Raw genomic sequence first — 13,781 nt, 5'->3', positions numbered from 1 at the left:
GGCGGAGGCAGGGGGCGCGGCGCGGCGAGCGGCTGCAACTTCGGCGCGGCGGCGGCCTCTGCGTCCGTGGCGAGCTGGCCCGGCTGGTACGAGCGGACCGTGGACTCGTAGTTGTCGTACACGCCGTTGATGAGGTTCCGCAGCATCTCCTTGTGCTGCTCCTCCATCAATTCGCGGACGACTTCCGCCAGGTTCTCCGCGTTGAGGATGTCCGCGTAGGACGTCTTCTTCGACGCGAGGATGTTCCCGCCCACGAACAGGTGGGTGATGATGTGGGGGTTGTTGACACCCGAGTCCTCGGTCTGGACGTGGTAGACCTTCCCCTTGTGCTTGATGTTGTGATTGAAGCCCGTGACGGCTTTTTCGAAGGTTTTCGCCATTGCCGAGGTCGGGCACCGTAGCAGCGGGGTCCGGGCTTCACAAGGCAACCTTCGCGCGCCTCGCATGTGACTCCCCGTGCCTGCCCGCCCCCGGTGTGCGTTTCCGACCGCAGTGTACGGATCCACACGTGCCCGCCGACCCGCCGGGCAGGGGGCCCTGTGTTGAAAACCCGAAACGGCCTGGGGTACGTAACCAGTCCGACGTGCGCGACGTTATTGGCGCCATCACTGACGGGCGGGAACCCACTGATGACGAAGCCGGACAAGATCACGGACAAGGTCCGCCTGCAGGACGCCCAGACGCTGGCGCAGGGGTACTCCCCCGCCATCCGCGCGATGGAGATCGCCTCCATCGTCTCCTTCGTGTCGCTGGAGGGGGTGCTCGCGTACAAGCTCTGGAGCACGCACCACACCGGGCCGTGGCTGCTGACGCTCGCGGTGGTGCTGGGCTACCTGGCCGCGGACTTCGTCTCCGGCTTCGTCCACTGGATGGGGGACACGTGGGGCTCCACGGAGATGCCCATCCTGGGCAAGGCGTTCATCCGCCCCTTCCGTGAGCACCACGTCGACGAGAAGGCCATCACCCGCCACGACTTCGTGGAGACCAACGGCAACAACTGCCTCGTGTCGCTGCCCGTCGCGGCGCTCGCGGTGGCCGTGCCGCTCAACGGGCCGGGCTGGGTGTTCCTGGCCGCGTTCCTGGGCGCGATGATCTTCTGGGTGATGGCGACCAACCAGTTCCACAAGTGGTCACACCTGGACTCGCCGCCCGCGCTCATCGGCTTCCTGCAGCGCGTGCACCTCATCCTGCCGCCGGACCACCACGGCATCCACCACACCGCGCCCTTCAACCAGTACTACTGCATCACCGTGGGCTGGATGAACCGGCCGCTGAAGATGATCCACTTCTTCCCGCTGATGGAGCGGCTCATCACCTGGGCCACCGGCCAGCTGCCGCGCAAGGACGACATCGGCACCGAGGCCGCCCAGGCGCTCGTCGCCGTGGACGTGGCCACCGAAGTGCCCGTGCTCCAGGCGGCCAAGGAGCTCCTCAAGGCCACCGCCGAGGAGCCCGCGCCGTCCGTCTCCACCCGGCCCATCCCCTAGAAGCGCAGGTCCACCTGCTCCGCGGAAGGAATGGGGCGCCCCAGGAAGCGGGCCCCCACCTCCACGAAGCGCTCCGGCACGTCGGTGACGAAGTACGCGTGCTCCGGCGTGGTGGAGGACTCCGGCGCGAGCAGCCCCCGGGCGCCCAGGAGCTCCGCCACGGCCTCCGCGGTGGCCTCCGCCGAGTCCACCAGCGACACGTGCGGCCCCACCACCTCCGCGATGACGCCCTTGAGCAGCGGGTAGTGGGTGCAGCCCAGCACCAGCGTGTCCACGCCGTCCCGCGCGAAGCCGGCCAGGTACTCGCGCGCCACCAGCAACGGCACGTCGCCCGTGGTCCACCCCTCCTCCGCCAGCGGCACGAAGAGCGGACACGCCCTGGCCTTCACCGACACGTTCGGCTGGCCGGCCTCCAGCGCCCGCTGGTAGGCCCCGGAGCGGATGGTGCCCGGCGTCCCGATGACGCCCAGCACCGGCACCGGCAGCGTGGCCGACAGCGCGGGCAGCGCCGCGGCTGACGCGGTGTTGCACGCCACCACCAGCAGCTTGATGCCGCGCTCCAGGAGGAACTCCGCGTTCTTCAGCGAGTAGCGCGTCACCACCTCGCCGGACTTCGTGCCGTAGGGCACCCGCGCCGTGTCCCCCAGGTAGAGCGTCCGCTCGTGGGGGAGCCGCGCCATGAGCGCCTTGAGGACCGTGAGCCCTCCAATGCCGGAGTCGAACACGCCGATGGGACCGTGGCTGTCTTGCCGCATGGAGGGTGTCCCTATCACGTTTGATGCCAACGCCTCTTCCACGCCTGCCCAGCCTCGGGAGGCCCCCGGAACGCACGAAGGGCCGGAAGCCTGGAGGCCTCCGACCCTTGCTCGCGGCCCTGATGGGACGCGGTGGCTACTTCGTGCGGTCGAGCGGGGCGTACAGCGCGTCCTGCACGCCCGGGAAGTCGTGGGCGAAGACGTCGATGGGGGGCAGGTCATTCCGGGACTCGTAGAACCGTCCCCCCGTCCCCGACGCCTGGAAGGACACGAAGTACCGGCCCGGGCGGAGGAACTCGAAGATGGCCGGGGCTTCGTTGCAGGAGAACCACTGCCCCGCCACGCCGTAGACCCACTGCCCGGTGTAGATGTCCTTGAAGTTGACGCCCACTTCGGTGACGCCGGCCTGCGAGCAGCTCAGCCGCACGCTGCCCTCGTAGAACTGCCAGCCCACCGCGGCCCCGCCGATGGCGTACGTCTCCGCCGTGACGGTCGCCGGCACTCCCGCCACCGCCGTGAACGGCCCGCCGAAGTAGTAGAGGGGGCGCTTCAGCGAGTCCATGGCCACCACCTCCAGGAAGCGCTGCCCGGGGGCCAGGTCCGGGGTGCTCACCGTGCGGCCCTCGCTGCCCTCGTTGCAGTTGAAGTGCGCCCAGGCGCCGTCGTCGACCCGGGCATCCACGAAGGCGACCCCGGCCTGACCGCAGGTGGGGTACTGGCTGCCCGCCTCGGTCGGGAACTTCCAGTTGATGATGGCGTAGGTCCCCGTGCCGGTGCCGCCCACCGGGAAGTTGATGTTCACCGCCACGTCGCCGTCCACCACGAAGGTGCCGTGGTACGTGAAGAGCGCCACGTTTTCGTAGTCCACCGCCACCGCGTCGAACGTGTACGCGCCGGGCGCGAAGTCGTGCAGGACGATGCCGTCGAAGCCGTTGGCGTTACAGGGGTAGTGTCCGCCGTTCTCGAGGATCTCCCCGTCGATGATGATGTCGACGCCCTGGACGTCGCGCATCTCGTCGCAGCGGGCACCGTCGAAGGCCCAGGACATCCGGACGTCGCCGGGATAGCGGGGACCGTGGTCTTCAATGACGCAGCCGGTGGACACGGCGGCGAGGCAGAGGAATGCGGCGAGCAGTCTCGCGTTCATGGTGGGCATCCGTGTTTCGGGAAGTGTGAGGTCGTCGGCCCGTAACAACCCTCCAGACGACCGGCCCCGGGAATTATTCAGCACCGTCCAAAGGAGCAGCAACCGGGCTCCCACGGCGGGTTTGACCCACCCGCGTACGGAATGTTACGCGCTGGACCCCATGATACCCCACCTGCCCCTGGCCTTTGGCGCCATGAACTACGTGGAGATCATCCGCGATGCCTCCTTCATCGAGCTCGCGGTGCTCCTGCTCCTCATGACGGTGTCCGTGGCCTCCTGGGCCCTCATCGCCATGAAGTTCACCCAGCTGTCCCGTGCCCGCTCGCAGTCTCTTACCTTTCTCGACACCTTCTGGAAGGCGTCCCGGCTGGAGGCCATCTACCAGTCCGCCCAGAAGCTGGAGGGCTCGCCGCTGTCGAAGGTGTTCTGCGCGGGCTACGAGGAGCTGAGCAAGCTGGCGCAGTCGGGCAAGGAGGGCGGCGGCGCCGAGGACGCGATGAGCGCGAAGCTGGGCGGCATCGAGAACGTGGAGCGCGCGCTCAACCGGGCGGCCACGGCGCAGATCACCGAGCTGGAGAACCGCGTGTCCTTCCTGGGCACCGTGGGCGCCGCGTCCCCGTTCGTGGGCCTGTTCGGCACGGTGATTGGCATCCTGAGCGCGTTCAACCAGATCGCTGAGCAGGGCAACGCGACGCTCGCCACGGTGGCCGCTCCGGTGGGCAACGCGCTCTTCGCCACGGCGGCGGGGCTGTTCGCGGCCATCCCGGCGGTGGTCGCGTACAACTCGTTCGTCAGCCGCATCAAGGTCTTCGACACGGAGATGTCCAACTTCTCCGCGGACTTCCTCAACATCATCAAGCGGCACTTCTTCCGCTAGGCACAAGGGGACACACCCATGGGCATGGGCGGCGGAAAAGGCGGCGGTGGCCGGACCACCATGAGCGAGATCAACGTCACGCCCATGGTGGACGTGATGCTGGTGCTGCTCATCATCTTCATGGTCACCGCACCCCTCATCCAGCAGGGCGTGAAGGTGAACCTCCCGGAGACCAAGGCGACGCCCGTGGAGGCGACGGAGAAGAAGGTCGTCCTCTCCATCGACGCGGGCAAGAAGGTCTACATCGGTGACGCGGAGGTCCCCCTCGAAGAGCTGGAGACGAAGCTCGCCGCCAACGCCAAGGCGCAGGCGGACAAGGAGGTCTACCTCCACGCGGACCGGGACGTGCCGTACGGCGTGGTGGTGGAGGTGATGGCCGCGGCCCAGCGCGCGGGCATCAAGAATGTGGGGATGATCACGGACCCTTCCACCGGCAACAAGGCGTCCAACTCCGCGAAGACGCCCACGGCCGGTGGCGGCAAGGGCAAGTCGAAGGAAGCGAAGCGCTAGCGCATGGACTCCGCGGTGACCCACAGCCTGCTGGTGGCACGGCCCACGAAGCTGTCGCGCTTCGTCGCCTTCTCCGTGGGCGGCCACGTCGCGGTGCTGCTGGCGGCCATCCTCTACGCGCGCTTCACGTCCGCGCCGAAGATGGACCTGGATCAGAAGCCCATCAACGCGTCGCTGGTGCGCCTGGGCAAGCCGCGCGACCCCAAGCTCTTGCCGCGCAAGGAGCAGGCGCAGCCTCCGCCCAAGGAGGTCGCGGCGAAGCCTGTGCCCACGCCGCCCTCGCAGGAGCCCGTGCCCGCGCCCTCCCCCAACGCGGTGGCGGTGCCCGGCGCGAAGCCGCCCCCCGCGCCCACGCCGCAGAAGGGCGAGGCGAACGCGGAGGACCGGCGCAAGAAGCTCTTCGGCGCGTTCGACAAGTCGGCGAAGCCCAGCGAGCCGGAGGAGCTGGAGGGCGCGGAGGACGGCGACCCCGACGGTGACTCGGCGGTCCAGGAGGGCGAGCGGTACTACGGCCTGCTGAAGTCCCAGGTGCGCCGGCACTACAACGTCGCGGACACCATCCCCGACGCGGAGCGCCTCTACCTCAAGGCCCAGGTGGCGATGCGGCTGGGCCGCTCCGGTGAGGTGCTGGACGTGAGCCTGGCCAAGGCCAGTGGCAACGAGCTGTTCGACTCGGCGGTCGTGGCCGCCGTGCGCAAGGCGTCTCCCTTCTCTCCTCCCCCCGATGCCCTTCGCGACGCGCTCCAGAAGAATGGGGTCGTCCTGGTGTTCAGCCCATGAAAGCGCTCCTGCTGTCGCTCCTCCTCGTGCCCGCGCTGGTGTTCGCGCAGGCGCCCGTCATCGAGATTTCTGGCGCCAACTTCCGTCCGCTGCCGCTCGCGGCCCCCGCGCCCACGGTGCAGGAGGGCGGCGACAAGAAGGCGGCGGGCGCGTTCGACACCGCCTTCACGTACGACCTCACGGCCTCCGGCATCTTCCAGGTGCTGGACCGCGCCGGCTTCACCGCCGACGCGAAGGAAGGGATGACGGCGGGCAGCATCAACTTCAGCCGCTGGGCGGACGTGGGCGCGGAGTCGCTCGTGAAGGTGTCGCTCGCGCAGGACGGCGGCGCGCTGCGCGGCGAATTGCGCCTGTTCAACGTGGCCACCGGCCACGAGGACCTGAAGGTCGCCAAGGACGCGCCGGCCAACGAGCCCCGGAAGCTGGCGCACGCGCTGGCGGACGCGCTCTACCGGCACTTCACCCGCGAGGCGAGCCCCTTCCTGTCGCGCATCACCTACGTGCGCAAGGCGGGCGCCAACCGCGACGTGTACGTGGCGGACTGGGATGGCATGGGCGCGCAGGCGCTCACCAAGGGCGGCACGAACATCCTGCCCACGCTCAGCCCCTCCGGCCAGGTGGGCTTCACGTCGTACCGGAAGAACCGGCCGGACATCTACGTGCAGGCCCCCGGCGGCGAGGCGAAGCCGGTGGTGACGGACGGGCAGATGGCCACGGGCGTCGCGTTCTCGCCGGACGGCCGGCGCATCGCCTACGCGCTGGCGGAGGGGGAGAGCGCGCAGATCTACGTGGCCGCCGTGGACGGCTCCGGGGCGAAGGCCATCACCGACACGCCCTACGGCCTCAACACCAGCCCCTCCTGGTCGCCGGACGGCAAGCGCATCGCGTTCGTGTCCAACCGGGGTGGCAGCCCGCAGGTCTACGTCATGGGCGCGGACGGCTCCGGCGTGAAGCGGCTCACCTTCCAGGGCAACTACAACCAGACGCCGGACTGGTCGCCGCGCGGGGACCTCATCGCCTTCACCGCGCGTGACGAGCGCAACGCGTTCGATCTGTTCACCGTCAACGTGGAGACGGGCAAGGTGACGCGCCTGACGCAGGACCAGGGCAACAACGAGGAGCCCACCTTCTCCCCCAACGGCCGGCTGATCATGTTCAGCACCACCCGCAACGGCGGCGCGCACCTGTGGGTGATGACCGCCGAGGGCAACAACCAGCTGCCGCTCCCCATGGAGAAGGGCAACTGGCTGACGCCCGACTGGGGCATCGCGCCGGCCGCGAAGTAGGCGCATATTGCGCGCCATGAGCGCTCCCCTCCGTTCCCATTGGGGTCTGGACCCGCAGGTCATCTTCCTCAACCACGGCTCGTTCGGCGCGTGCCCCACGGCGGTGCTCCAGCACCAGTCGGAATTGAGGGCACGCCTGGAGTCCGAGCCGGTGCGCTTCCTCGCCCGCGAGGTGGAGCCGCTCCTGGATGACGCGCGCGCCGCGCTCGGGGCCTTCGTGGGCGCGGACGCGGAGGACCTGGCGTTCATGCCCAACGCCACCACCGGCGTGAACACCGTGCTGCGCGGCCTGCGCTTCCAGCCCGGTGACGAGTTGCTCGTCACCGACAACGAATACAACGCGTCGAAGAACGCGTTGGACGTGGCCTGCGCCGCGGTGGGCGCGAAGGTGGTGGTGGCGAAGCTGCCCTGGCCGCTGCCGTCCCCCGAAGCGGTGGTGGACGCGGTGATGGCGCAGGTGACGCCGCGCACGCGCCTGCTCCTCATCGACCACATCACCAGCCAGACGGCCGTGGTGATGCCGGTCGCGGAGCTGGTGCGCCGCCTGCGCGAAAAGGGCGTGGAGACGCTGGTGGACGGCGCCCACGGGCCGGGCATGGTGCCGCTGGCGCTCCGGGGGCTGGGCGCGGCGTACTACACGGGCAACTGCCACAAGTGGCTGTGCGCGCCCAAGGGCGCCGCGTTCCTCTACGTCCGCCGGGATTTGCAGGCGGGCCTGAAGCCGCTGGTGGTGAGCCACGGGCACAACTCGCCGCGCACGGACCGCTCGCGCTTCCGGTTGGATTTTGACTGGATGGGCACGCACGACCCGACGCCCTTCCTGTGCATCCCCACCGCGCTTCGCGTCATCGGGGGGCTGGTGCCGGGTGGGTGGCCGGAGGTGATGGCGTCCAACCGGGAGAAGGCGCTCGCCGCCCGGCGACGGCTGGACGCGCGGCTGGGCAATGCCTCGCCGCTGTACCCGGACGCGATGGTGGGCAGCATGGCGTGCGTGGCCCTGCCGGACGACTCCCCGGAGCGCCCTGCCCCGCTCTACCTGGATCCACTCCATGTGCGCCTGTTCGAGGAGCACCGCATCGAGATCCCCGTCACCGCGTGGCCGCAGGCGCCCCGGAGGCACCTGCGGCTGTCCGCGCAGCTCTACAACACCCCGGCGGACTACGAGGCCCTGGGGGACGCTTTGGAAGCGCTGCTGCGTTGAGTAGTGTGCGCGGGATGCCGCGCTTTGCTTCCATCGATATCGGGACCAACTCCGTGCTGCTGCTGGTCGCGGAGCGCCTGCCGGACGGGCGCTTCGAGGCGGTGGTGGAGCGCGCCGAGATCACCCGGCTGGGCCGGGGCGTGGACACCAGCCGCGTGCTCTCCGCCGAGGGCATGGAGGCCACGCTGTCCACGCTGGTCGCCTTCGCGGACGAGGCCCGCGCCCTGGGCGCCGAGGGCATCGCCGTCTCCGCCACCAGCGCCGCGCGCGACGCGAAGAACGGCGCGGACTTCATCGCCGCCGCGAAGGCCCGCGCGGACGTGACGGTGGAGATCATCCCCGGTGAGATGGAGGCGCAGCTGTCCTTCGCCGCCGTGTCCGCGGACTTCGCGGGGGAGGCCGCCGGGCCGCTGCTCGTCGTCGACATTGGCGGCGGCTCCACGGAGTTCATCTACGGCAGCGAGGCCGGCACCGTGGCCTTCCGCCACAGCTTCGACGTGGGCGCCGTGCGGCTCACCGAGCGCTTCGTGCGCAACGATCCGCCTTCACCCGACGAGCGCGCCGCCATTGAAGCGCACCTGCGCCACACCTTCGCGGCCCTGCCTCCGACGCCCCCGTCCGCGATGCTGGTGGGCGTGGCCGGCACGGTGACGACGCTGTACGCGCTGCAACACCGGATGGCGACCTACGACGCGGAGCAGGTCCACGGCGGCACGCTGTCGCGGGGCGAGCTGGACACGCTCACGGACATGCTGTGCACCCTGCCCCTGGATGCGCGCCGCGCGCTGCCCGGCCTGCAGCCCAAGCGCGCGGACGTCATCCCCGCGGGCGCGCTCATCCTGCGCGAAGCGGTGAAGGCCCTGGGGCTGGACGCGTGCCGCGTGAGCGACCGCGGCCTGCGCTGGGGCCTGCTGGTCCACCGCTTCGGGTCCGCTCCCTCCACCTCATGAACGCCTCTTCCCCGACCGCTCCGTCCAGCGCGCCCGCCACGCAGTCCGTGCGCGCGGGCTACGCGCTGTTCATCCTGACCCTCATCAACCTGGTCAACTACCTCGACCGGTACATCATCGCGGTCGCGCTGCCGGAGATTCAGAAGGACTTCGGCATCAACGACGCGCAGTCGGGGCTGCTGGGCACCGTCTTCATCGTCGTGTTCATGCTGGCGTCGCCGCTGGGCGGGTTCCTGGGGGACCGGGTGCCTCGCCGGCTGCTGGTGGCGGGCGGCGTGCTCCTGTGGAGCCTGGCCACCGGGGCCAGCGGCCTTGCGGCCACGTTCACGGCGCTCCTCCTGGCGCGCGCGGTGATTGGCATTGGCGAGGCGGGCTATGGCGCGGTGGCGCCGTCCATCATCTCCGACCTGTACCCGCGCGAGCAGCGCACGCGGATGCTGTCGTACTTCTACATCGCCATCCCGGTGGGCTCCGCGATGGGCTACGGCCTGGGCGGGTGGCTGACGCAGACGTATTCGTGGCACGCGGCGTTCTTCGCGGGCGGCGTGCCGGGGCTCGTGCTGGGCACCATGGCCTTCTTCATGCCGGAGCCGCAGCGCGGCGCCATGGACGGGCCGGAGGCGACGGTGAAGCTGCCCTTCATGGAGGGCCTCAAGGGCCTGGGCCGCAACACCGCCTTCTGGGCGACGACGGCGGGCTACACGCTGATGACGTTCTCCATTGGCGGGCTCGCGTTCTGGATGCCCACGTACCTGGTGCGCGAGCGGCAGCTGTGGCTGGAGCACCCGGGCCGCGTGGGGCTCGTGTTCGGCGCCATCACGGCGGTGGCGGGCCTCACCGGCACCGTGGCGGGCGGCTGGCTGGGTGACAAGATGGACCGCAAGCGCGTGGGCGGTGGGCTGTGGTTGTCCGGCATCGGGCTGCTGCTCGCGGCGCCGTGCATGTACCTGGCGGTGAACCTGAAGGATCCGATGCTGACGTTCGCGGCCATCGGCGTGGCGCAGTTCCTCATCTTCCTCAACAGCGGTCCCATCAACGCCGCCATCGTCAACTGCGTGCCGCCCGCGTTCCGCGCCTTCGCCATGGGCCTCAACGTGCTGTGCATCCACATGCTGGGTGACGCCATCTCCCCCACGCTCATCGGGCAGATCGCCGACATGGCCAGCCTCCACACCGCCATCGCCATCAACTCGGTGCCGGTGCTGCTGGGAGGGCTCGCGCTGCTGCTGGGCGCGAAGCTGTTCCGGGAGGCCGTGCCCCCGACGCAGGCCTGAGCGCGGAACCTCCGGGCCCGGAATGCATCCGAGCCCGGGTGGGTTGAGCGAGGAGGTTCGCTGCTCGCCCGGCAAGGAAGCGGAGGCATCTGGTGGCTGCTGCGCATCCCTCACCTTCGAGGCCGGGCCCCCTGTTCGTGGATCGCGGGGCCATGCATCCCCCTGCCCCGTATGCGGCCACCCATGCGCATGCCGCCCTCATCCTCTACACGGGGGGACGGGCCACCATCGAGCAGCGCACCCGGCTGACGCTGGCCCCGGGGGACGTGCTGCTCATCCCCTCCGGGGAGAAGCACCGGCTGGTCACCAACGACCGGGCGGAGATCCTGGGCCTGGGGTTCCACCCGGCCGCCTTCCTCCAGTCGGAGGTCGGCCCGCTGCTGGAGCCCTTCGAGCGCGTGCGCCAGGGCGCCTCCGCCGTCGTGCCCATCCCCTCCGGCCGGCAGGAGCACCTGGCCCGGCTGCTGTCGGAGCTTGGCGAGGAGGCGCGCGCGCCCTTCCATCCGCTGGGGGAGCAGGTGGTGCGCAGCCTGTTCTCGCTCGTGCTCGCGGAGGTGGCCCGCTCTGGCGGCGCGTGGGCCCCCACGGACTCGCGGGCGTCACTGGTGGGCGAGGCGCTCACGTTCATTGAACGGCACTGCCTGGAGTCCATCTCGCTGCGAGAGGTGGCCGCCGCCGTGGGCCGCTCGCCCGCGCACGTGACGACCGCGCTCAAGCAGGCCACGGGGCACAGCGCGGTGGAGTGGATCATCTCCGGCCGGCTCGCGGAGGCGCGGCGGCGGCTGCTGTCCACGGACGAGCGCATCGACATCATCGCGGAGCGCGTGGGCTACGCGGACCCCACGCACTTCATCCGGTTGTTCCGGCGCGCGGAGGGACTCACGCCCGCCCTGTGGCGCAAGCAGCACCGCACGGCGTCTTCGCTCAGTGCGGTTTCTGCCGCGCGGGTGGAGGCCTCTCCGTCGCGGCGGTGTAGCGGCGGTCCGCATCCTCCATGAGGTGGCGCAAGCAGCCCCGCGCGGCATCCGTGCTCAGTGCGGTTTCTGCTTCGCGGGCGGAGTCTTCCCCGTCGCGGCCGTGTAGCGGCGGTCCGCGTCCTCCATGAGGAGGCCGTGGTTCATCATGGCCCCGGCGACGGCGCCCGCGCTCGCCGACATGAGCGCGCCCTGCAGGCGGGTCGTCATGTCCCCTGCCGCGCTGATGCCCGACACGGACGTCTCCCCCATCGCGTTCACCTTCACGAAGCCCTGCTCGTCCAGCGCGAGCCCCAGCTTCGTGACGAGCTCCGGCTGACGCTGCGGTGGCGCGGAGAACAGGACGCGCCTTGGCACCCGCGCTCCGTCCTCCAGCTCCACTGCTTCCAGGTGACCGTCCTTCCCGTGGAGCGCGCGGATCCTGCGCTCGTCCAGGCCGATGCCCAGGTGGTGGAGCCGCTCGCGCTGTTCGGGCGGCACCGGGAAGGTGCCGTGCGTGAAGACGGTGACGTCGCGCGACCAGCCCTGCACGACGGCCGCGAAGTCCAGGAACAGGGGCTCCGTCGCCAGCACTCCGAAGGGTTGGTCCTGCACCTCCCAGCCGTGACAGTACGGACACTGGAAGACGCTGGTGCCCCACAGCTCGCGGTAGCCCGGGATGTCCGGCAGGACGTCCACCATGCCCACCGCGAGGAGGAGGCGTCGGGCATCCACCGTGGTGCCGTCGCCCAGCGCCACGCGGAAGCCGCCGTCGTGCGGCTCCACGGAACCCACTCGCGTGTCGCGCACCTCCACGTTCGGGTAGCGCTGGAGCTGCTCGCGGCTGATGCGCCGGAACTCCGGTGGCGGGATGCCGTCGCGCGAACCGAAGCCGTGCATGTGCGTCGCCGCCGCGTTTCGCGGCGTGCCCGCGTCACAGAGCAGCACCGCCTTGCGCCCGCGTCCCAGATACAGCGCGGCGTTGAGCCCCGCCGGGCCGCCTCCCACGATGACCACGTCGTATGCCATTGCCGTCCTCCCTGCGCGTTGACTCCACGCAAGGAACCTAACGACGGGCCCGGGGCCGACAGGAGGGCGGGACTTCCGGTGGTATCGGCGGATCTTCCGGTCCGCGCCCCTGCGCCTACCTCGCGACGGGCGCGGGGCCAGGAGGCTCGAGCTTCGGCCGGTACTCGTCCGCCAGCCGCTCCACCTCCGTCGCCAGCCGCTCCCCTTCCGCGAGCAGGCGGGCCTTCAGCCGCTGGCGGCTGCCCAGCGTGAAGAACATCTCCAGGTCGTGACGGATCACGCCCCAGCGCTCCGCGAAGTACAGCGTGAAGAGGGCCAGCGGCGGCACGAGCACGAACGTCGCGAGCCCCCACACAGCCCCGCCCCACACCGTCGCCACGGCGGTGAGCCCCCACCACCACACGAGCGACACCACCAGCGCGGTGAGGAACTTCACCGTGGCCTGGACATCCAGCTCCGCGCTCTTCGCCGCCATCCGAGGCACCGGGTACGGCAGCCCGAACAGCACCAGCCCCACCGCGAACAGCGGCAGCCCGAACACCAGCGTCAGCAGCGTCTTCACCACGAAGGGCGCCACGTTCCCCGGCCGGTACTCCACGGACAGGTCCTCCGGCCGCGTGGCCTGCACCAACGCCATCCGGTTGCGGAACGCGGCGAGGTGCAGCCGCAGGCGCTCGTAGCGGTCGGGCTCCTGTGCCCGGAACAGCCGCACCCCGCGCGCCCACAGCCGCAGCCGCTCCGGATCCAGCTGGCTGCCCTGGCGGAAGGCGTAGAGCTGCTCCGCCACCTGCACCACCGGCAGGTCCTCCCACTGCTCCAGGTTCAGCGTCACCGCGCGCAGGCCTTCCGCCACCCGCTCCGTCAGCGCGCGCACCGACTCCTGCTCCGACGTGGGCTCCGCGTCCTTCGGCAGGAAGGCCGTCACGTCGATGGGCGCTCCCTGGTCGATGAGCACCTCGCTGCGGAAGACGTTCTTCTGCGCGTAGGTGAGCCCCACAGGGACGATGCGCACCGGAGCACCCTCGCGCGCGGCGTTGAGCGCGATGCGCGCCGCGCCCGTCTTCAGCTCCGCGAGCCCCGGCTCCGAGTGGCTCTTGCCCTCCGGAAAGATGGTGATGGCGCGCCCCTTCACAAGCGCGCCCTTCGCCGCGTCCAGCGTCCCCTCGTTGCGCCCCATCTGCGCCGGGTCGTCCTGCTTGCGGTACACCGGCAGCGCGTCCAGCCCCTTCAACAGCCAGCCGATGACGGGCAGCTTGAACAGCGGCGCCTTGGCCAGGAACGTCACCTGGCGCCGCGTGAGGATGAACACCAGCGCCGGGTCGATGAGCCCGTTCGGGTGGTTGCCCACGAAGAGCACCGGCCCGGAAGGCTGCTCCGCCGGAGCATTCACCTTCAACCGGTAGAAGAGACGCAGGGCCAGCGCCACCACCGCCCGAACACACGCGTAGAACACGGTGCGGACTGTATACCGGCGCACCCTTCCCGGCCCTCCCCTGCTCCGGACACTGTCACCGGAGCGGGGCCTCCAGGAC

Annotated in this window: 14 protein-coding genes; 9 read left to right on the top strand and 5 right to left on the bottom strand. The window is 70.3% G+C overall.

Annotation, left to right across the window (positions count from 1 at the left end):
* Positions 1-380: hypothetical protein (locus D7V97_RS28270; RefSeq protein WP_120613748.1), on the bottom strand; the 380-nt coding region annotated here is incomplete at its 3' end.
* 249 nt (positions 381-629) lie between these two features.
* Between D7V97_RS28270 and carF the strand changes: the two genes are divergently transcribed.
* Positions 630-1,487, top strand: a complete 858-nt coding sequence (gene carF, locus D7V97_RS28265) for a plasmanylethanolamine desaturase (RefSeq protein ID WP_120613747.1) — start codon at positions 630-632, stop codon at positions 1,485-1,487.
* Here carF and D7V97_RS28260 read toward each other — a convergent pair.
* Together D7V97_RS28260 and D7V97_RS28255 are read right to left on the bottom strand one after the other, a co-directional pair.
* Entirely contained in the window at positions 1,484-2,242 is a 759-nt protein-coding gene (locus D7V97_RS28260) for a glutamate racemase (RefSeq protein ID WP_120613746.1), read from the bottom strand. The genes carF and D7V97_RS28260 overlap by 4 nt on opposite strands.
* A gap of 136 nt (positions 2,243-2,378) precedes the next feature.
* Positions 2,379-3,389: a hypothetical protein gene (locus tag D7V97_RS28255; protein ID WP_120613749.1), complete on the bottom strand. Its 1,011-nt coding sequence runs from the start codon at positions 3,387-3,389 to the stop codon at positions 2,379-2,381.
* A 160-nt stretch (positions 3,390-3,549) separates the two neighbouring features.
* Between D7V97_RS28255 and D7V97_RS28250 the strand changes: the two genes are divergently transcribed.
* The 8 genes from D7V97_RS28250 (at position 3,550) to D7V97_RS28215 (ending at position 11,265) form a co-directional block, all read left to right on the top strand.
* A complete protein-coding gene (locus tag D7V97_RS28250; RefSeq protein ID WP_120613745.1) occupies positions 3,550-4,266 on the top strand; it encodes a MotA/TolQ/ExbB proton channel family protein in 717 nt (238 codons plus the stop codon).
* A gap of 18 nt (positions 4,267-4,284) precedes the next feature.
* Positions 4,285-4,776 carry a protein TolR gene (tolR, locus tag D7V97_RS28245; RefSeq protein ID WP_120613744.1) on the top strand — a complete coding sequence of 164 codons (492 nt, stop codon included), beginning with the start codon at positions 4,285-4,287 and terminating at the stop codon, positions 4,774-4,776.
* A 3-nt stretch (positions 4,777-4,779) separates the two neighbouring features.
* The gene (locus D7V97_RS28240; RefSeq protein WP_120613743.1) at positions 4,780-5,556 is read left to right on the top strand and encodes a TonB family protein; all 777 of its coding nucleotides are present in this window, start codon (positions 4,780-4,782) and stop codon (positions 5,554-5,556) included.
* Complete coding sequence (locus D7V97_RS28235) at positions 5,553-6,842, top strand: PD40 domain-containing protein (protein ID WP_120613742.1); 1,290 nt, start codon at positions 5,553-5,555, stop codon at positions 6,840-6,842. Before D7V97_RS28240 ends, D7V97_RS28235 begins: the two co-directional genes overlap by 4 nt.
* Positions 6,843-6,858: 16 nt before the next feature.
* The gene (locus D7V97_RS28230; protein ID WP_120613741.1) at positions 6,859-8,043 is read left to right on the top strand and encodes an aminotransferase class V-fold PLP-dependent enzyme; all 1,185 of its coding nucleotides are present in this window, start codon (positions 6,859-6,861) and stop codon (positions 8,041-8,043) included.
* 14 nt (positions 8,044-8,057) lie between these two features.
* The gene (locus D7V97_RS28225) at positions 8,058-8,993 is read left to right on the top strand and encodes a Ppx/GppA phosphatase family protein (protein WP_120613740.1); all 936 of its coding nucleotides are present in this window, start codon (positions 8,058-8,060) and stop codon (positions 8,991-8,993) included.
* A complete protein-coding gene (locus tag D7V97_RS28220) occupies positions 8,990-10,267 on the top strand; it encodes an MFS transporter (protein WP_120613739.1) in 1,278 nt (425 codons plus the stop codon). The genes D7V97_RS28225 and D7V97_RS28220 overlap by 4 nt, the downstream gene beginning before the upstream one ends.
* A gap of 152 nt (positions 10,268-10,419) precedes the next feature.
* The gene (locus tag D7V97_RS28215) at positions 10,420-11,265 is read left to right on the top strand and encodes an AraC family transcriptional regulator (RefSeq protein ID WP_120613738.1); all 846 of its coding nucleotides are present in this window, start codon (positions 10,420-10,422) and stop codon (positions 11,263-11,265) included.
* A gap of 33 nt (positions 11,266-11,298) precedes the next feature.
* Here the strand turns inward: D7V97_RS28215 and D7V97_RS28210 are convergent, their stop codons facing one another.
* Both D7V97_RS28210 and D7V97_RS28205 read right to left on the bottom strand, forming a co-directional pair.
* A complete protein-coding gene (locus tag D7V97_RS28210) occupies positions 11,299-12,249 on the bottom strand; it encodes an NAD(P)/FAD-dependent oxidoreductase (RefSeq protein WP_120613737.1) in 951 nt (316 codons plus the stop codon).
* Positions 12,250-12,364: 115 nt separating this feature from the next.
* Positions 12,365-13,702: a lysophospholipid acyltransferase family protein gene (locus D7V97_RS28205; RefSeq protein WP_120613736.1), complete on the bottom strand. Its 1,338-nt coding sequence runs from the start codon at positions 13,700-13,702 to the stop codon at positions 12,365-12,367.
* Between the last annotated feature and the right edge of the window lie 79 nt (positions 13,703-13,781).

The organism is Corallococcus sp. CA053C (assembly GCF_003611675.1).
In the GTDB taxonomy this organism is placed as follows: Bacteria; Myxococcota; Myxococcia; order Myxococcales; family Myxococcaceae; genus Corallococcus.
The sequence above is the reverse complement of the archived record's forward strand: the minus strand, read 5'-3'. Positions and strand labels throughout refer to the sequence as shown.